The sequence below is a fragment of the Enterobacter cloacae complex sp. 2021EL-01169 genome (genome assembly GCF_020733125.1).
GTDB classification, from domain to species: Bacteria; Pseudomonadota; Gammaproteobacteria; order Enterobacterales; family Enterobacteriaceae; genus Enterobacter; species Enterobacter roggenkampii.
The window spans coordinates 286,896-305,021 of the sequence record NZ_JAJFTC010000002.1 but is presented as its reverse complement, the minus strand read 5'-3'; the positions used below and the strand labels follow the sequence as shown (position 1 = coordinate 305,021).

Annotated in this window: 15 protein-coding genes; 6 read left to right on the top strand and 9 right to left on the bottom strand. The window is 57.3% G+C overall.

Features of this window, described 5'->3' with window-relative positions; translation table 11 throughout:
- Positions 1-20 precede the first annotated feature (20 nt).
- The gene (gene poxB / locus LLF79_RS07835) at positions 21-1,739 is read right to left on the bottom strand and encodes a ubiquinone-dependent pyruvate dehydrogenase (RefSeq protein ID WP_227879349.1); all 1,719 of its coding nucleotides are present in this window, start codon (positions 1,737-1,739) and stop codon (positions 21-23) included.
- Between the two features lie 151 nt (positions 1,740-1,890).
- Between poxB and LLF79_RS07830 the strand changes: the two genes are divergently transcribed.
- Positions 1,891-2,325, top strand: a complete 435-nt coding sequence (locus tag LLF79_RS07830) for a DoxX family protein (protein ID WP_069598054.1) — start codon at positions 1,891-1,893, stop codon at positions 2,323-2,325.
- Between the two features lie 521 nt (positions 2,326-2,846).
- On the opposite strand, the gene hcr is transcribed toward LLF79_RS07830, so the two are convergent.
- The 4 genes from hcr to aqpZ all read right to left on the bottom strand — a co-directional run bounded on the left by hcr (position 2,847) and on the right by aqpZ (position 7,388).
- On the bottom strand, positions 2,847-3,815 hold the full coding sequence (hcr, locus tag LLF79_RS07825; RefSeq protein ID WP_123922660.1) for an NADH oxidoreductase: 969 nt from the start codon (positions 3,813-3,815) through the stop codon (positions 2,847-2,849).
- Positions 3,816-3,825: 10 nt separating this feature from the next.
- Positions 3,826-5,478 carry a hydroxylamine reductase gene (gene hcp / locus LLF79_RS07820; RefSeq protein ID WP_227879348.1) on the bottom strand — a complete coding sequence of 551 codons (1,653 nt, stop codon included), beginning with the start codon at positions 5,476-5,478 and terminating at the stop codon, positions 3,826-3,828.
- A 144-nt stretch (positions 5,479-5,622) separates the two neighbouring features.
- Positions 5,623-6,522, bottom strand: a complete 900-nt coding sequence (locus LLF79_RS07815) for a lysine exporter LysO family protein (protein WP_227879347.1) — start codon at positions 6,520-6,522, stop codon at positions 5,623-5,625.
- A gap of 170 nt (positions 6,523-6,692) precedes the next feature.
- Positions 6,693-7,388 carry an aquaporin Z gene (aqpZ, locus tag LLF79_RS07810; RefSeq protein WP_008499998.1) on the bottom strand — a complete coding sequence of 232 codons (696 nt, stop codon included), beginning with the start codon at positions 7,386-7,388 and terminating at the stop codon, positions 6,693-6,695.
- A 290-nt stretch (positions 7,389-7,678) separates the two neighbouring features.
- Between aqpZ and LLF79_RS07805 the strand changes: the two genes are divergently transcribed.
- The gene (locus LLF79_RS07805) at positions 7,679-9,337 is read left to right on the top strand and encodes an ATP-dependent endonuclease (RefSeq protein ID WP_008499997.1); all 1,659 of its coding nucleotides are present in this window, start codon (positions 7,679-7,681) and stop codon (positions 9,335-9,337) included.
- Here LLF79_RS07805 and LLF79_RS07800 read toward each other — a convergent pair.
- Entirely contained in the window at positions 9,334-10,290 is a 957-nt protein-coding gene (locus LLF79_RS07800; protein ID WP_023343674.1) for a VirK/YbjX family protein, read from the bottom strand. The two genes, LLF79_RS07805 and LLF79_RS07800, sit on opposite strands and share 4 nt — an antisense overlap.
- Positions 10,291-10,449: 159 nt before the next feature.
- On the opposite strand from LLF79_RS07800, the gene macA reads away from it, so the two are divergent.
- On the top strand, positions 10,450-11,565 hold the full coding sequence (macA, locus tag LLF79_RS07795; protein WP_023327007.1) for a macrolide transporter subunit MacA: 1,116 nt from the start codon (positions 10,450-10,452) through the stop codon (positions 11,563-11,565).
- Positions 11,562-13,502: a macrolide ABC transporter ATP-binding protein/permease MacB gene (gene macB, locus LLF79_RS07790; protein ID WP_227879346.1), complete on the top strand. Its 1,941-nt coding sequence runs from the start codon at positions 11,562-11,564 to the stop codon at positions 13,500-13,502. Before macA ends, macB begins: the two co-directional genes overlap by 4 nt.
- A gap of 70 nt (positions 13,503-13,572) precedes the next feature.
- Here the strand turns inward: macB and cspD are convergent, their stop codons facing one another.
- Positions 13,573-13,794, bottom strand: coding sequence for a cold shock-like protein CspD (gene cspD / locus LLF79_RS07785; protein WP_008499993.1), 222 nt, complete (start codon positions 13,792-13,794; stop codon positions 13,573-13,575).
- Positions 13,795-14,061: 267 nt separating this feature from the next.
- Between cspD and clpS the strand changes: the two genes are divergently transcribed.
- The gene (gene clpS / locus LLF79_RS07780; RefSeq protein WP_006174393.1) at positions 14,062-14,382 is read left to right on the top strand and encodes an ATP-dependent Clp protease adapter ClpS; all 321 of its coding nucleotides are present in this window, start codon (positions 14,062-14,064) and stop codon (positions 14,380-14,382) included.
- A gap of 27 nt (positions 14,383-14,409) precedes the next feature.
- Positions 14,410-16,689: an ATP-dependent Clp protease ATP-binding subunit ClpA gene (clpA, locus tag LLF79_RS07775; protein WP_014831269.1), complete on the top strand. Its 2,280-nt coding sequence runs from the start codon at positions 14,410-14,412 to the stop codon at positions 16,687-16,689.
- 206 nt (positions 16,690-16,895) lie between these two features.
- Here the strand turns inward: clpA and infA are convergent, their stop codons facing one another.
- Both infA and aat read right to left on the bottom strand, forming a co-directional pair.
- Complete coding sequence (infA, locus tag LLF79_RS07770; RefSeq protein ID WP_002211347.1) at positions 16,896-17,114, bottom strand: translation initiation factor IF-1; 219 nt, start codon at positions 17,112-17,114, stop codon at positions 16,896-16,898.
- A gap of 284 nt (positions 17,115-17,398) precedes the next feature.
- Positions 17,399-18,103: a leucyl/phenylalanyl-tRNA--protein transferase gene (aat, locus tag LLF79_RS07765; protein WP_008499991.1), complete on the bottom strand. Its 705-nt coding sequence runs from the start codon at positions 18,101-18,103 to the stop codon at positions 17,399-17,401.
- Positions 18,104-18,126 lie beyond the last annotated feature (23 nt).

The window sequence follows — 18,126 nt, the reverse complement described above, 5'->3', positions numbered from 1 at the left end:
AAAAGGCGATGCCAGATGTTTTACCTGAGCCAGTTGGTTTTTGCCAGTTCGATCACCTCGTCACCGCGCCCGCTGATGATGGCGCGCAGCATGTACAGGCTAAAGCCCTTGGCCTGCTCAAGCTTGATCTGCGGCGGGATCGCCAGCTCCTCTTTGGCGACGACCACATCCACCAGCACCGGCCCGTCGATGGAGAAGGCGCGCTGCAGGGCTTCATCCACCTCAGAGGCTCTCTCCACGCGGATGCCGGTGATGCCGCAGGCCTCGGCGATGCGGGCAAAGTTGGTGTCGTGCAGCTCGGTGCCGTCCGTCAGATAGCCTCCGGCCTTCATCTCCATCGCCACGAAGCCCAGCACGCTGTTGTTAAAGACCACGATTTTCAGCGGAAGCTTCATCTGCACCACCGACAGGAAATCACCCATCAGCATGCTGAACCCGCCGTCGCCGCACATCGCCACCACCTGACGCTCCGGCGCTGTCGCTTTTGCGCCCAGCGCCTGCGGCATGGCGTTAGCCATCGAGCCGTGGTTGAACGAGCCGAGCAGTCGGCGTTTGCCGTTCATTTTCAGGTAGCGTGCCGCCCAGACGGTTGGCGTGCCTACGTCGCAGGTGAAAATGGCGTCTTCGTCCGCGAAATGGCTGATCTGCTGCGCCAGATACTGCGGGTGAATGGCTTTGTCGCTCGGTTTGGCGAGATCGTCCAGACCCTTGCGGGCATCGCGATAGTCGCTTAGCGCTTTATCGAGGAACTTGCGATCGGTTTTCTCTTCCAGCAGCGGCAGCAGGGCGGCAAGGGTGGATTTGATGTCGCCCACCAGCGCCATATCGACCTTGCTGTGCGCGCCGATGCTGGCCGGGTTGATATCAATCTGAATGATTTTGGCATCCGTCGGGTAAAACGCGCGGTACGGGAACTGGGTGCCGAGCAGGATCAGCGTGTCGGCGTTCATCATGGTGTGGAAGCCACTGGAAAAACCGATCAGACCGGTCATCCCCACATCGTAAGGGTTGTCGTATTCGACGTGCTCTTTGCCGCGCAGGGCGTGGACGATCGGGGCTTTCAGCTTTCCGGAAAATTCCAGCAGCTCTTTATGCGCGCCCGCACAGCCGCTGCCGCACATTAGGGCGATATTGCTGGCGTAACGCAGCAGCTGCGCCAGCTTTTTCAGCTCCTCCTCGGCTGGGGTCACCACCGGCTGCGGCGCGTGATACCAGTGGGTGCTGGCTCCTTCCGGCGCGGCCTTGAGCGCCACGTCGCCCGGGATAACGACCACGGACACGCCGCGATTCAGCACGGCCTTGCGCATGGCGATCGCCAGAACCTGCGGGATCTGCTCCGGGGATGAAACCAGTTCGCAATAGTGGCTGCATTCACGGAACAGCTCCTGCGGATGCGTCTCCTGAAAATAACCGCTGCCGATTTCGGACGAGGGGATGTGGGCGGCAATCGCCAGCACCGGCACGTGATTGCGGTGGCAGTCGAAGAGGCCGTTGATCAGATGCAGGTTACCCGGCCCGCAGGATCCGGCGCAGACGGCCAGCTCACCCGTAAGCTGCGCTTCAGCACCTGCGGCGAACGCGGCAACCTCTTCATGGCGGGTCGGCATCCATTCGATGGTCTTCATCTTGTTGAGGCTGTCGCTGAGTCCGTTCAGGGAATCGCCGGTGACGCCCCAGATACGTTTTACGCCAGCCTGTTCGAGCGTTTTCGCTATATATGCAGCCACGGTTTGTTTCATGGTTGTCCGTCTCCTTTTTGTGATAACGCTTACAAGCTTAGAAGAAAGTCTCCGTATTGCCCGTCACATCCCCCCAATTAAAAGGTGCTTTTCACGCGCAACGCTTCGGCATAATCTGGTCATATCTCAGTGAAAACAGGAATCATTTCAAATGGTTAAATCATTGTTAATTGCTGTTAATGAAAAGCTATCGTGCGACGATCTTGGCAAACTCTTGTTACGACTTGCCGTCGGTGGGCTGATGCTCTTTCACGGTTTGCATAAGCTGTTTGGTGGGGTGGGCTTTATCAGCGGCATGCTGGTGGAGAAAGGGCTGCCGGGGTTTATTGCCTACGGCGTGTTGATTGGCGAAGTGGTGGCGCCGATCCTGATTATTGTCGGGCTCTTTACGCGCCCGGCCGCGCTGGTGCTGGCGTTAACGATGATCGTGGCGTGGCTGATGGTGGGATTGGATGAGACATTCGCGCTCGACAAGGTCGGGGCATGGGCGATTGAAAGCCTGGTGTACTTCTTTATCGGCTCGCTGGCAGTGGCGTTTTTAGGGGCAGGGCGGTTTGCGCTGGGGAAAACGCCCGCGTGGCGGTAGGGGTTGGAATCTGTTCCGAGGGAAGGGGTCTATGGACCCTTTTTTATTGGTAAGTTTTAAGTTGTTGATTTCACAACGGTGAATTGTTGGTGATGAAAAAAGGGTTTACGGAGAGTTTTAGAGGGATTTCTTTATATCACAAGAAGATAGGTGTAGATTGTTCCAGTTCACTGCCGTACAGGCAGCTTAGAAATGCGACAGCCGTTGAACTTCCTGCTTGCGCAGGTTCACTGCCGTACAGGCAGCTTAGAAAAGCTGCTGTTACAAGAAAGTAACCACCGTTCAAGTTCACTGCCGTACAGGCAGCTTAGAAAAGCGTTTCCCGTCTTTTGTAGCCGGAGGGAAAAGTTCACTGCCGTACAGGCAGCTTAGAAAGCACTTCAGCCGGGTAAGCGTCGGTGGTTAGGGTCCAATGCCGAACACGCAGTAGGCACAACGTAGGCCGGGTAAACGCAGTGCCACCCGGCAAAAAAGCCCGGTGGCGCTGACGCTTACCGGGCCTACGAACGAACGTTTATTGCTTATGCGAGGACCAAATCCCCCTGCGGATGGCACGAGCACGCCAGCACGTAACCCTCGGCAATCTCCGCGTCGGACAGCGTCATGGTGCTGGTGACGGCGTACTCCCCGGAAACCACCTTTGTTTTACAGCAGCCGCACACCCCGGCACGGCAGGCCGCCGCCACCGGCACGTTGTTGCTTTCCAGCGCCTCCAGCAGCGTCGTGCCCACGCGGCCAAAGAAGGTCTGCGCAGGCTGCAGTTTGGTGAACTGAATCCCGCTGGTTGCCGCTTCCGCCACCGGCGTGAAGAACTGCTCTTTGAAGAAACGGGTCACGCCGAGCGCTTTCACTTCTTCTTCCACGATAGCCATGTACGGCGCCGGGCCGCAGGTCATCACGGTGCGGTTCGCGATATCCGGCACGCTTTGCAGCAGCTCGCGGCTCAGGCGACCGGGCACAAAACCGTGCGTCGCGTTGTGCTCAGCCACCAGCGTCACCGGATAATCACGCCACTCCTCGGCAAAAATGACATCGTCCGGAGAGCGCACGCTGAAGATCACCTGCACGTCGGCCTGCGGGCGGTTTTTTGCCAGCCAGCGGCGCATCGACATAATCGGCGTTACGCCACAGCCCGCCGCCAGCAGCAGGAATTTATCGTCCGCTTTGTCGTCACAGGTGAATTCACCCTGCGCGTCGGAGAGCCAGATATAATCCCCGCGCTTCACGTCACGGGTCAGCCACTGCGAGCCCGCGCCGTCATCAATGCGGCGGACGGTGAGCGTGATGTATTCACTCACGCCCGGCGTGGAGGAGAGGGTGTAGGCGCGCAGGGTGTCTGCCGAATGGCGAACGCTAACCAGCGCATACTGACCGGCTCGGTACGGATAGTAGTCGTGGCACAGCAGCGACAGCGTCCACACATCCGGCGTCTCCTGATGGATGTGATGCACCTGCATCCGCCACGGACATTGTGAGGTTGGCATGGTCATAAATTACTCCTTACGCGCTCAACAGCTGCTTCATATCATCTTCAACGTTGGTCACGGAACGCAGGCCGAATTTCTCGTTCAGCACGGCCAGCAGGTCCGGCGTCAGGAAGCCTGGCGCTGTCGGGCCGGTCACGATGTTGGTCACGCCCAGAGAGAGCAGGGTCAGCAGGATGACAATCGCTTTCTGCTCAAACCAGGAGAGCACCAGCGAGAGCGGCAGATCGTTTACGCCGCAGCCCAGTTTTTCCGCCAGCGTGACCGCCAGAATAATGGCCGAGTAAGCATCGTTACACTGGCCCGCATCGATCAGGCGCGGCAGGCCTTCGATGTCGCCGAAGTCCAGCTTGTTGAAACGGTATTTACCGCACGCCAGGGTCAGGATCAGGCAGTCTTCCGGCACGCGGGTGGCGAAATCGGTAAAGTAGTTACGCTCGCCGCGCGCGCCGTCGCAGCCGCCGACGAGGAAGATGTGGCGCAGCTTTTCGCGGCTGACGAGATCGATCAGCGAGTCAGCGGCGCCGAGCAGGGTTTCACGACCGAAGCCGACGGTGATCAGATGCGGGATCTCACTGTACGGGAAGCCTGCCATCTGCTGCGCTTGCGCTATCACCGGTCCGAAATCGTCACCTTCAAGATGGCTCACGCCCGGCCAGCCGACGATGCTGCGGGTCCAGATGCGGTCGTCATACGCGCCCACGGTCGGGTCGATGATGCAGTTAGAGGTCATTACGATAGGACCAGGGAAGCGGGCAAATTCCACCTGCTGGTTCTGCCAGCCGCTGCCGTAGTTACCGATCAGGTGCTTGAATTTACGCAGCTCCGGATAGCCGTGCGCTGGCAGCATTTCACCGTGGGTATAGACGTTAACGCCGGTGCCTTCGGTTTGCTTCAGCAGGTTGTAGAGATCTTTCAGGTCATGACCGGAGATCAGGATGCATTTGCCCTCGGTCGCTTTGACGTTGACCTGCGTCGGCGTCGGGTGGCCGTAGGTGCCGGTTTCACCCGCGTCCAGAATGCTCATCACGCGGAAGTTCATCTGGCCGATTTCCATTGAGCATTCCAGCAGCGCGTTCATATCGGCAGGCCAGGTGCCCAGCCACGCCATGATTTTATGATACTGGGCGTAGATGTCGTTATCGTACTGACCGAGCACGTGCGCGTGTTCCATATAGGCCGCAGCGCCTTTCAGGCCGTACAGGCACAGCAGGCGCAGGCCGAGAATGTTGTCGCCAATCGCTGCTTTGTCTTTATTTGGGGTGAATTCGGCCGCCTGACGCTGCAGATCGCCGAGATCGTCGCTCACCAGCTGAAGGTCAGACATCGGGTTTTCCACGCGGGCGCTGGCATCCGCCTTCAGGCACTGCGCCTTCAGCGCTTCACGCAGGGCAATGGCTTCGCGGGCATAGCCAACAATGCGCGGAGAGTCGAAGTTAACGTTGGTTAGCGTGGAGAAGAAGGCGCGCGGGGCGAAGCTGTCGACGTAATGGTCGACAATGCCGTATTCGCGGGCTTTGCACGCCCATGCGGAAAGGCCTTGCAGGGCGGCAATCAGCAGGTCCTGCAGGTCAGATGTTTCTGCGGTTTTGCCGCACATACCCTGTGCGTAAGAGCAGCCATTGCCTGCGGGGGTACGGATGGTTTGTTCACATTGCACACAAAACATAATCACACCTGTTAAAGTTATATTTGATATACATGTTTAAGGTTATGCCTGTGCCAGAACGGAGAAAAGGGCTTTCTGCTACAAAATAGAGGGAGATTGATTTAGCGCAATTTTGGCGGCAGGCACCCTACCGCCAAAGAGGTATCAGGCCGAGAAGACGGCCATCAGAACCGGAACCAGCAGGCTTAAAATAAAGCCGTGAACGATGGCGGCGGGCACCATCTCCAGTCCACCAGAGCGTTGCAATACTGGCAGGGTAAAGTCCATCGACGTCGCGCCGCACAGGCCCAGCGCGGTAGAGCGGCTGCGGCGAACCAGCCCCGGGATCAGCATAATGGCGAGCAGCTCGCGCGCCAGATCGTTAAAGAAGGCGGCGCTGCCGATGACCGGGCCAAAGGATTCGGTCAGCAGGATACCGGAGAGGGAATACCAGCCAAAGCCTGACGCCATCGCGAGGCCGGTTTTCAGCGGCAGGTCGAGAATAAAAGCATTAATCACGCCCGCCACAATGGAACTGGCGACCACAATGACCGCAACCATCATTCCCCGACGGTTTAAAACAATTTGCTTCAGCGTCATGCCATTATTTCGCAGCTGGATACCGATCAGGAACAGCAGGAAAATTAGCGTATATTCACTGGCCTCTGTCGCGTGCTGTAAAAATGCCCAGCCGGTCAGCCCAAGAAGAAAACCGAGCACCACGACGCCGCACAGTTTTAATGATTCCAGCGCCATCGCAATTCGGGAAGGCAGTTTTTCCTGATGATGATGGTTTTTCCACGGAACGGTGCGCTCAAGCCAGAATAATGCGGCGATATTACACAGCAAAATAACCACCACGGTGACCACAGAATAATGCAGGATGGAAAGCAGATTCGTCGCCAGATTATCCAGGAAGGCCAGGCTGATCCCCATAAAGAAAAGAATGACGTAAACAATCCAGCTGAGAAAACGGTTGATAAGCCGTAATGCGGATTCTCTGTGCAGCGGGATGAGATAGCCCACAATCAGGGGCAGCAGAATAATGAGGAGTCCTGAAAACATGAACAGCCGGTCCTTTTGAGTATCTGTTGAGCGCCAGAGACACTACCCAATAAAGACTGTTCAGTAAAGCGGCAATAAAAAAGCCGGGTGGCGGCTGCGCCTTACCCGGCCTACAAGTGCACACTCATGTGGGTCGGGTAAGCGTTAGCGCCACCCGACACCGCGCGCAATTAATCGCGTTTTTCCAGCAGCGTGCGGTACAGCACGCCACCCAGGATACCGCCGATAATCGGCATCACCCAGAACAGCCAGAGCTGCTCAAGCGCCCAGCCGCCCTGGAAGATGGCGACAGCGGTGCTGCGTGCCGGGTTAACGGAGGTGTTGGTAACCGGAATGGAGATCAGGTGGATAAGCGTCAGTGCCAGACCAATGGCAATCGGCGCGAAACCGGCTGGCGCGTGTTTGTCGGTTGCGCCGTGGATCACCAGCAGGAAACCTGCGGTCAGCACAATTTCAATCACGATGGCAGACAGCATGGAATAACCGCCCGGAGAATGCTCGCCGAAGCCGTTAGAGGCGAAGCCGCTGGCCGCCGCGTCGAAGCCAGCTTTACCGCTGGCAATGACGTACAGAACGCCCGCTGCGATAATACCGCCCACCACCTGAGCGACAATATAACCAATTACCTCTTTCGCCGGAAAACGACCGCCGGCCCATAAACCTAATGTCACTGCCGGGTTAAAATGACCGCCGGAAATATGCCCCACGGCAAAGGCCATGGTTAATACGGTTAAACCAAATGCCAGCGCGACGCCGACAAAACCGATACCTAATTCCGGGAATGCTGCTGCCAGAACGGCGCTACCGCAGCCACCAAATACCAGCCAGAATGTACCAAAGCATTCTGCTGCCAATTTTCTAAACACAACCACCTCAAATAATTTTCCGCACGCTTTACCGCGCGCGGGATATATCGCCATAAAGGGATGACGACTCAAAGAGTCCGTATTTTAGAAACCAATAACACCCCTTCGCCACTTAAATAAATTCGATTAATTTGATTTAAGGCAATGTGATGTCAATCCTTGTTCAAATCAGCGGTAAATAGAGCATAGACCAATTCTCGTCAGGGTGAATGTTGTGCTGTCGTGACAGGGCGCCTCCCGCTATACTGCTGATAACTTAAAGGAAAAAGTGAACATTGCGCGGGGGATTTATGCTTCTCGAACGTGTGGAAATTGTCGGGTTTCGCGGTATTAACCGCCTGTCGCTGCAGCTGGAACAGAACAACGTCCTGATCGGCGAGAACGCCTGGGGTAAGTCCAGCCTGCTGGATGCGCTGACGTTACTGCTTTCGCCCGAAGACGATCTGTATCACTTCGTTCGCGACGATTTCTGGTTCCCCCCCGGCGACGTGACGGGGCGCGAGAAGCACCTGCATATCATCCTGACGTTCCGCGAATCCGAACCCGGGCGCCATCGGGTGCGTCGCTTCCGCCCGCTGTCACCCTGCTGGGTACCGTGCGATGACGGTTTCCACCGGATATTCTACCGGCTGGAAGGGGAGATGGCGGAAAACGAGGGCGTGTTGACCCTGCGTGATTTTCTTGATGAGAAGGCCAGCCCGATCCCGCTGGACAATATCGACGATCTTGCCCGCCACCTGATCCGCCTGACGCCGGTGCTGCGCCTGCGCGACGCGCGTTTTATGCGGCGCATCCGTAACGGTACCGTACCGAATATGCCGGAAGTGGAAGTCACCGCCCGCGAGCTGGATTTTCTGGCGAGAGAGCTGGTGTCGCGTCCGCAGAATCTGACCGACGGTCAAATTCGTCAGGGGTTGTCCGCAATGGTACAGCTGCTGGAGCACTATTTTTCCGAGCAGGGAACGTCGGAGTCGCGCCACCGCCTCATGCGCCGCCGCTCTCATGACGAACAGCGCAGCTGGCGCTACCTCGATATCATTAACCGGATGATCGACCGGCCCGGCGGTCGTACCCATCGGGTGATTTTGCTGGGGCTGTTTTCAACGCTTCTGCAGGCCAAAGGCACCGTGCGTCTTGACCGGGACGCCCGGCCGCTGCTGCTGGTGGAAGACCCGGAAACGCGCCTGCATCCCATCATGCTCTCCGTGGCATGGCATCTGCTGAATCTGCTGCCGCTCCAGCGCGTTACGACCACCAATTCCGGCGAATTATTATCGCTGACGCCGGTCGAGCACGTCTGTCGTCTGGTGCGTGAATCTTCCCGCGTCTCCGCCTACCGGTTAGGTCCGGGTGGATTGAACGCGGAAGACGGGCGGCGCATCGCGTTTCATATTCGCTTTAACCGCGCGTCGTCGCTCTTTGCCCGCTGCTGGCTGCTGGTGGAAGGAGAGACGGAAACCTGGGTCATCAACGAACTGGCGCGCCAGTGCGGCCACCATTTTGATGCGGAAGGCATTAAGGTGATTGAATTCGCCCAGTCGGGACTCAAGCCGCTGATAAAATTTGCCCGCCGGATGGGGATCGAGTGGCACGTTCTGGTCGACGGTGATGAGGCGGGCAAAAAATATGCCTCGACCGTACGCAGCCTGCTGAATAACGAGCGCGAGGAAGAGCGCGACCATTTAACCATGCTGCCCGCGATGGACATGGAGCACTTTATGTATCGTCAGGGGTTCGACGACGTATTCCACCGAATTGCCATGGTGCCGGTCGATGTCCCGATGAACATGCGGCGCGTGATCGCCAAAGCTATTCATCGTTCTTCAAAACCGGATTTAGCCATTGAAGTGGCGACGGAAGCGGGGAGACGGGGCGTGGAGGCGGTGCCGACCCTGCTGCGGAAGATGTTTTCCCGCGTGTTGTGGCTGGCACGCGGGAGAGCGGATTAACGTTGAGTCGCCTGTTTCACCTGCTGAATCAGGCTGTCCAGCAGCGCGTAGCGGCGGCGATATTCGGAGCGTTTTTTGCTCGCGATCTCTTCCATCGGTTTACGCGGCATGACGAGTGGCAGCATGAAGTTGCCGCTATCCTGCTTTTCACCGCCGATGGAGATCCAGAAACTGTCGTAATCGGCCAACAGTTTCCCCTCTTTTTTCTTGCGGTAGCGCCAGCTGCGATAAATATGGGTGTCGTTACTGACGGCGACAATCTGTTCTACCGGGAAGGCGGTGCCGAGAGTCATGGCGGCTTCGACCAGCAGACGTTTCGGGAACAGACCATGGCAGGCCTTCGTCGCACCCTGGATCAGCTCATGGGGAACGTGGGCTTTTGCGCCCTGCAGGCCGCCGATAAACAGCGTCGATTTTCCCTCAAACTGGCACAGGGTGAAGGTCATCTCGGCCAGCACCGTATTCTGGTGGTCGCAGAAGGCGAGGGTTGCTTCCCCTTCTTTATCCAGAAACGCATCGGCGCACAGGCGGACGGTAAATTGCTCTTCATCTTTACCGGTTAAGGTGAGCAGCGTGAAGCCCTTTTTCGACAGATAGCCCGAGAGCAGCGATGCCGGCATATGGCGGCTCATCGTTTGATAGTGCCAGTTAAGGGACTCAAGGGCCTGCTGGCGATCCATATTCACCGTCAGCCAGGGGCGATGCAGACGGCACGGCAGTCCTGGCTGCACCTGCAGCATTTGCATCAGGCTCGGCTGTTTTGCAAGGCTCGTCAACAGGCGAGCGGTACTTACAGGCGTCGCCAGCGAACGTAGCATGAATTTACGTCGATAGGCGGGGTTTTGCCACGCCAGCCCTGGCGTGAGCTTACCGGAAGCCAGATGACTGAAGAGCTGCCAACCCGATGCAGGCTGTGGCAGGTTTGAAAAAGGTGTATCGACGATGGAAGACATGTTAGATCCTGCTTCTTGATGAAGATCTCCATTTCAGCAGGCGAACGTTCAACGTCTCGTAAACAAATTGTGACGATTTCGGAGAACAGGGGTTTCGTTGAGGAGTCGTTTAGATAGAATCAGCATTTATCATTGCCAGAACATTTATTTGGAATATTTATGAACCTCAAGGGAAAACGCAGAACGCTGTTTCTGCTGCTGGCGGTCGTGGTGTTGGCCGGTGGGTACTGGCTATGGCAGGTGCTGAATGCGCCGGTGCCGCAGTATCAGACGCTGATTGTTCGTCCTGGCGAACTGCAACAAAACGTCCTCGCGACGGGCAAGCTTGATGCCCTGCGCAAGGTTGACGTCGGCGCGCAGGTCAGCGGTCAGCTGAAAACGCTGTCGGTTGAGATTGGCGATAAGGTTAAAAAAGGCCAGCTGCTCGGCGTGATCGATCCTGAACAGGCCGAGAACCAGATCCGCGAGGTGGAAGCCACGCTGATGGAGCTGCGCGCGCAGCGTGCGCAGGCGCAGGCAGAGCGTAACCTGGCCCAGGTGACGCTGACCCGTCAGCAGGCGCTGGCCAAAACCCAGGCGATCTCGAAGCAGGATTTAGATACGGCCACCACGGAACTGGCGGTGAAGCAGGCGCAGATTGGCACGATTGACGCGCAAATCAAACGCAACCAGGCCTCGCTGGATACGGCGAAAACCAACCTCGACTACACCAAAATCGTTGCGCCGATGGCCGGGGAAGTGACGCAAATTACCACGCTGCAGGGGCAGACGGTGATTGCCGCGCAGCAGGCGCCCAACATTCTGACGCTGGCGGACATGAGCACCATGCTGGTCAAAGCTCAGGTCTCGGAGGCGGACGTTATCCATCTCAGACCGGGGCAGAATGCCTGGTTTACGGTGCTGGGCGATCCGCAGACGCGCTACGAAGGCGTGCTGAAAGACATTCTGCCGACGCCGGAAAAGGTTAACGACGCCATCTTCTACTATGCCCGTTTTGAAGTGCCGAACCCGCAGGGCGTGCTGCGTCTCGACATGACCGCGCAGGTGCATATCCAGCTGACCGGCGTGAAGAACGTGCTGACCATTCCCCTCTCCGCGCTGGGTGAGTCCGCCGGTGATAGCCGCTATAAAGTGAAAGTGCTGCGCAACGGCGAAACGCGCGAGCGCGAAGTGGTGATTGGCGCGCGCAACGACACCGACGTGGTGGTGGTGAAAGGGCTGGAAGAGGGTGAGGAGGTTGTCATCAGCGAAAGCCTGCCCGGAGCCGCGAAATGACGGCATTGCTTGAGCTGAAAGACATTCGCCGCAGCTATCCGTCGGGTGATGGCCCGGTGGAGGTGCTAAAAGGCATCTCCCTGCGCGTGGAGGCGGGCGAGATGGTGGCGATTGTCGGGGCATCTGGCTCCGGTAAATCGACGCTGATGAACATTCTCGGCTGCCTGGATAAACCAACCAGCGGTACGTACCGCGTGGCCGGGACGGACGTCTCAACGCTGGACGGCGACGCGCTGGCGAAGCTGCGTCGGGAGCACTTCGGCTTTATCTTCCAGCGTTACCATTTGCTTTCTCACCTCAATGCCGCGCAGAACGTAGAAGTACCGGCGGTCTATGCGGGCGTCGAGCGGAAAAAACGCCTCGAGCGCGCGCAGATGCTGCTGACGCGCCTGGGGCTGGCGGAGCGGGTGGAGTATCAGCCCTCGCAGCTGTCCGGCGGCCAGCAGCAGCGCGTGAGTATTGCCCGAGCCCTGATGAACGGTGGGCAGGTGATCCTCGCGGATGAGCCAACCGGCGCGCTCGACAGCCATTCCGGCGAAGAGGTGATGGCGATCCTGCACCAGCTTCGCGATCAGGGGCATACGGTCATTATCGTGACCCACGATCCGCAGGTGGCGGCGCAGGCGGAGCGAATCATTGAGATCCACGACGGCGAGCTGGTCAGCAACCCGCCGCCGCGTGAGTCCAGGGCTGCGGCGCCGAAAGAAGTGCTTCCGGCATCAACCGGATGGGGGCAATTTTCCAGCGGCTTTCGTGAAGCATCGACCATGGCCTGGCTGGCGATGGCGGCCAATAAAATGCGTACCTTGCTGACGATGCTCGGCATCATCATCGGTATCGCCTCGGTGGTGTCGATTGTGGTGGTGGGCGATGCGGCCAAGCAGCTGGTGCTGGCCGATATCCGCGCAATCGGGACCAACACCATTGACGTCTATCCCGGCAAAGACTTTGGTGACGACGAGCCGCAGTATCAGCAGGCGCTGAAATACGACGATCTGGCGGCCATTCAGAAGCAGCCGTGGGTCAACTCCGCCACGCCTGCGGTGTCGCAAAACCTGCGCCTGCGCGTGGGCAATGTTGACGTGGCGGCCAGCGCGAACGGCGTCAGCGGGGATTATTTCAACGTCTACGGTATGACCTTTAGCGAAGGCGCCACCTTTAACGCCGAACAGCTGGCGGGCAGGGCGCAGGTAGTGGTGCTGGACGCAAACTCGCGCAGGCAGCTCTTCCCCAATAAAGCCAACGTGGTGGGCGAAGTGATCCTGGTCGGCAACATGCCTGCGACGGTCATCGGCGTGGCGGAAGAGAAGCAGTCGATGTTTGGCAGCAGCAAGATCCTGCGCGTCTGGCTGCCGTACACCACCATCTCCGGGCGGATTATGGGCCAGTCCTGGCTCAATTCCATCACCGTGCGCGTGAAGGAGGGCTACGACAGCGCGCTGGCCGAGCAGCAGCTTGAGCGGCTGCTCACCCTGCGCCACGGGAAGAAGGATTTCTTCACCTGGAATATGGACGGCCTCTTGAAAACGGCGGAAAAGACCACACGTACTCTTCAGCTGTTCCTCACGCTGGTGGCGGTGATTTCGCTGGTCGTCGGCGGTATCGGGGTGATGAACATCATGCTGGTGTCGGTAACCGAGCGAACCCGGGAGATTGGCATCCGCATGGCGGTCGGGGCCAGAGCCAGCGACGTGCTGCAGCAGTTTTTGATTGAAGCCGTGCTGGTGTGTCTGGTCGGCGGTGCGATGGGGATTGCGCTCTCGATGATGATCGCCTTCGCGCTCCAGCTCTTTTTACCCGGCTGGGAGATTGGCTTCTCGCCGGTGGCCATTATTACCGCATTCTTGTGTTCAACCTTTACCGGCATTTTGTTTGGCTGGTTGCCCGCCCGCAACGCGGCGCGGCTGGATCCGGTGGATGCGCTGGCTCGGGAATAACCCGAAAATAAAAATGCCAGCCGATCGGGCTGGCATTTTGACTGCGGGATGTACACAATAAAACAGAGAGCTATGCAACCGTCTCTGCTTCAATGGGGACGATAAGGCTTGCATGATTGCCTTTTGGTCCCTGGTGGACATCGAACCGGACGGACTGCCCGGCTTTGAGCGTTCTGTAACCATCCATCTGAATGGTGGAATAGTGAGCGAAGATATCCTCGCCGCCGCCTTCGGGGCAGATGAAGCCAAACCCTTTGGCGTTGTTGAACCACTTAACAGTACCCATTTCCATGCTTCGACATCCTTCGTAAATCTTATAAGTTAAGATGGAATGAACCGGTGGTGGAGTGGGGGCTGTTCAAAACCTCGCCATCTCACGCTTGTACAATTTAGAGAAACGAAAGACGTCGTCAAGCGTTTGGCGCTGGAGATGGGACAATAATCAACCAAAGTTTGAAGCAGTTAACGCTATTGCAACAGTTTGTGACAGACATCGCGGATGACAGTAATAGATGATTGTTATCTAACATCTGAGGTAGATTCAAAGTGGTTATGCAAAATGGGTAAGACCAACGACTGGCTGGATTTTGACCAGCTGGCGGAAGACAAAGTGCGTGACGCGCTAAAACCGCCATCTATGTATAAAGTTATGTTAATGAACGATGATTACACGCCGATGGAATTTGTTATTGACGTGCTACAAAAGTTCTTTTCTTATGATGTAGAACGTGCAACGCAACTGATGCTTACCGTTCATTATCGTGGCAAAGCTATCTGCGGCATCTTCACAGCCGAAGTGGCGGAAACCAAAGTGGCGATGGTGAACGACTATGCGAGGGAGAACGAGCATCCGTTGCTGTGTACGCTGGAAAAGGCCTGATAAGGCATAAAATTGGGGGAGGTGCCTATGCTCAATCAAGAACTGGAACTCAGTTTAAACATGGCTTTCGCCAGAGCGCGTGAGCACCGACATGAGTTTATGACCGTCGAGCATTTACTGCTCGCACTGCTTAGCAACCCATCTGCCCGCGAAGCGCTGGAAGCCTGCTCCGTGGATCTGGTGGCGCTACGTCAGGAACTCGAAGCCTTCATTGAACAAACCACACCGGTGCTGCCAGCCAGTGAAGAGGAGCGCGACACGCAGCCGACGCTCAGCTTCCAGCGCGTGCTGCAGCGCGCGGTATTCCACGTCCAGTCTTCCGGACGTAGCGAAGTGACTGGCGCAAACGTCTTAGTCGCCATCTTCAGCGAGCAGGAGTCACAGGCTGCCTATCTGCTGCGCAAACACGAAGTCAGCCGCCTCGATGTGGTTAACTTTATCTCTCACGGAACGCGCAAAGACGAGCCTAACCAGGCATCGGATTCCAGCAATCAGGTCAATAACAATGAAGAGCAAGCAGGCGGGGAGGATCGTATGGAAAACTTCACCACCAACCTTAATCAGCTTGCTCGCGTTGGCGGTATCGACCCGCTGATTGGTCGCGATAAAGAGCTGGAGCGCGCGATCCAGGTGCTGTGCCGTCGCCGCAAGAACAACCCGCTGCTGGTGGGGGAATCTGGCGTGGGTAAAACCGCGATTGCCGAAGGCCTTGCCTGGCGCATTGTGCAGGGCGACGTACCGGAAGTGATTGCCGACTGCACCATCTACTCGCTGGACATCGGCTCGCTGCTGGCGGGCACCAAATACCGTGGTGATTTTGAAAAACGCTTCAAGGCGCTGTTAAAACAGCTGGAGCAGGACACCAACAGCATCCTGTTTATCGATGAAATCCACACCATCATCGGCGCAGGGGCGGCCTCCGGTGGCCAGGTGGATGCGGCTAACCTGATCAAACCGCTGCTCTCCAGCGGCAAGATCCGCGTGATTGGCTCCACCACCTACCAGGAGTTCAGCAACATCTTTGAGAAAGACCGTGCGCTGGCGCGCCGCTTCCAGAAAATCGACGTGACCGAACCGTCCGTCGAGGAAACGGTGCAGATCATCAACGGCCTGAAGCCGAAGTATGAAGCGCACCACGACGTGCGTTACACCGCGAAAGCGGTGCGTGCGGCGGTGGAGCTGGCGGTGAAATACATCAACGACCGTCATCTGCCGGATAAGGCGATTGACGTGATTGATGAGGCTGGGGCGCGTGCGCGACTGATGCCGGCCAGCAAGCGTAAGAAAACCGTTAACGTGGCGGATATTGAGTCCGTGGTGGCCCGCATCGCGCGTATCCCTGAGAAGAGCGTTTCTCAGAGCGACCGCGACACGCTGCGCACCCTTGGCAATCGCCTGAAAATGCTGGTCTTTGGTCAGGATAAAGCCATTGAGGCCTTAACCGAAGCGATCAAGATGGCCCGCGCAGGACTGGGGCATGAGCACAAGCCTGTCGGTTCCTTCCTGTTTGCCGGCCCGACCGGCGTGGGGAAAACCGAGGTAACGGTTCAGCTCTCCAAAGCGCTGGGCATTGAGCTGCTGCGCTTTGATATGTCCGAGTATATGGAGCGTCACACCGTCAGCCGTTTGATTGGTGCGCCTCCGGGCTACGTGGGCTTTGACCAGGGCGGCCTGCTCACCGACGCGGTGATCAAGCATCCGCACGCGGTACTGCTGCTCGATGAAATCGAGAAAGCGCACCCGGACGTGTTCAACATCCTGCTGCAGGTGATGGACAACGGGACGCTGACCGACAACAACGGGCGCAAGGCGGACTTCCGCAACGTGGTGCTGGTGATGACCACCAACGCCGGGGTACGTGAAACCGAGCGTAAATCCATCGGCCTGATCCACCAGGACAACAGCACCGATGCGATGGAGGAGATCAAGAAGATCTTCACGCCGGAGTTCCGTAACCGTCTGGACAACATTATCTGGTTCGATCACCTCTCTACCGAGGTGATCCATCAGGTCGTGGACAAGTTCATCGTCGAGCTGCAGGTTCAGCTGGATCAGAAAGGCGTGTCGCTGGAAGTAAGCCAGGAGGCCCGCAACTGGCTGGCCGAGAAAGGCTACGACCGTGCGATGGGGGCCCGTCCAATGGCGCGTGTGATTCAGGACAACCTGAAGAAACCGCTGGCGAACGAGCTGCTGTTTGGCTCGCTGGTGGACGGCGGCCAGGTGACCGTGGCGCTGGACCAGGCGAAGAACGAACTGACGTACGATTTCCAGAGTGCGGCGAAGCACAAGCCGGAAGCGGCTCACTGATTTCTTACGTAGGTCTTAAAAACCGGGCAATAGCCCGGTTTTTTTATGCCCGCTTTCGCCCTCTCCCTGTGGAAGAGGGCTGGGATGAGGCCACCAGGTTGCCAAAAAATACATCCCCCGGCATAGCCAAATTAAAGCCACAAATAAAAAAGGCCGGGTTTAACCCGACCTTTTAAATATTCATCTGCCATTACAGGCGAAAACAATTAGCGACTACGGAAGACAATGCGGCCTTTGCTCAGGTCGTACGGGGTCAGTTCAACAGTCACTTTGTCGCCCGTCAAAATGCGGATGTAGTTTTTGCGCATTTTACCGGAGATGTGCGCAGTTACCACGTGACCGTTTTCCAGCTCTACGCGAAACATGGTATTAGGCAACGTATCAAGTACGGTACCCTGCATTTCAATATTGTCTTCTTTGGCCATCTAATCCTCTGGGGTATCACTACCAAGTTTTGAACCGGCAAGATAATGCCGAAATTCATCAATTAAGTAAAGAATTGCGCGATTAAAACGCAGCAAAACAGTTTCGGCGCATTGCCCAAGCGTCACGGTACAACCGAACAGGAAGCGCATTCGTAAAGGGGAGACAACAGGATAAACGTCAGGACGTTATCTGAAGCGAAGGTCCCAAACGGCGGCGGGGCAACAGGCAGAAGCTACTCTGCGGCGTAATTATAACACCCTCACAAAAAATATGCGGAAAACATTTAGGCATTGGGCATAAAGAGCGTTCTCGGTATCCAGAAGTCGCGCGGGAGCTTTTCCTGACGGCTGGCATCCAGATGCTCGATGTACTGGCGTCGCGGTATCTCAACGGCGCCGAGGGAAGCCGTGTGCTCATTGAGCACCTGACAATCGATCAGGCGTCCGCCGCGCTGGGCAAACGCCTGGCAGAAGACCAGCAGCGCCGTTTTCGAGGCGTTAACCGCGCGGGAGAACATCGACTCACCACAAAACAGCGTCCCCTGCGCCACGCCATACATGCCGCCGACGAGTGCTCCACCGTCCCATACCTCGATGGAGTGAGCGTAGCCAAGCTCATGAAGCTGGTGGTAGGCGGTAATGATATCGCGGGTTATCCATGTTCCCTCAAAGCGGTCTTCGGCACAGCCTTCAATGACCTGTCCAAAGGCGTGGTTCAGGGTGACGCGGTAGGGGGATTTCGCATGGAAACGCTTCATGCTGCGGCTCAGGTGAAACTGCTCTGGCCACAGCACGGCACGCGGATCGGGAGACCACCATAAAATGGGGTCGCCGGGAGAAAACCAGGGGAAGATTCCGCGCTGGTACGCCATCAATAACCGCGCAGGGCTGAGGTCACCGCCAAGGGCCAGCAGCCCATTGGGCTCACGCAGCGCGCCTTCCGGAGAAGGGAACGCGATATTATGACGAGAAAGCTGGACCAGGCGCATGACAGCAAAACTCCAGTACGCGA

Excerpts from the sequence above, each read along its gene's own strand:
- clpS (WP_006174393.1), top strand. The coding sequence starts at position 14,062 with ATGGGTAAGACCAACGACTGGCTGGATTTTGACCAGCTGGCGGAAGAC.
- clpA (WP_014831269.1), top strand. The coding sequence starts at position 14,410 with ATGCTCAATCAAGAACTGGAACTCAGTTTAAACATGGCTTTCGCCAGA.
- infA (WP_002211347.1), bottom strand. The coding sequence starts at position 17,114 with ATGGCCAAAGAAGACAATATTGAAATGCAGGGTACCGTACTTGATACG.
- LLF79_RS07830 (WP_069598054.1), top strand. The coding sequence starts at position 1,891 with ATGGTTAAATCATTGTTAATTGCTGTTAATGAAAAGCTATCGTGCGAC.
- LLF79_RS07815 (WP_227879347.1), bottom strand. The coding sequence starts at position 6,522 with ATGTTTTCAGGACTCCTCATTATTCTGCTGCCCCTGATTGTGGGCTAT.
- macB (WP_227879346.1), top strand. The coding sequence starts at position 11,562 with ATGACGGCATTGCTTGAGCTGAAAGACATTCGCCGCAGCTATCCGTCG.
- cspD (WP_008499993.1), bottom strand. The coding sequence starts at position 13,794 with ATGGAAATGGGTACTGTTAAGTGGTTCAACAACGCCAAAGGGTTTGGC.
- aat (WP_008499991.1), bottom strand. The coding sequence starts at position 18,103 with ATGCGCCTGGTCCAGCTTTCTCGTCATAATATCGCGTTCCCTTCTCCG.
- LLF79_RS07805 (WP_008499997.1), top strand. The coding sequence starts at position 7,679 with ATGCTTCTCGAACGTGTGGAAATTGTCGGGTTTCGCGGTATTAACCGC.
- LLF79_RS07800 (WP_023343674.1), bottom strand. The coding sequence starts at position 10,290 with ATGTCTTCCATCGTCGATACACCTTTTTCAAACCTGCCACAGCCTGCA.
- macA (WP_023327007.1), top strand. The coding sequence starts at position 10,450 with ATGAACCTCAAGGGAAAACGCAGAACGCTGTTTCTGCTGCTGGCGGTC.
- hcp (WP_227879348.1), bottom strand. The coding sequence starts at position 5,478 with ATGTTTTGTGTGCAATGTGAACAAACCATCCGTACCCCCGCAGGCAAT.
- hcr (WP_123922660.1), bottom strand. The coding sequence starts at position 3,815 with ATGACCATGCCAACCTCACAATGTCCGTGGCGGATGCAGGTGCATCAC.
- poxB (WP_227879349.1), bottom strand. The coding sequence starts at position 1,739 with ATGAAACAAACCGTGGCTGCATATATAGCGAAAACGCTCGAACAGGCT.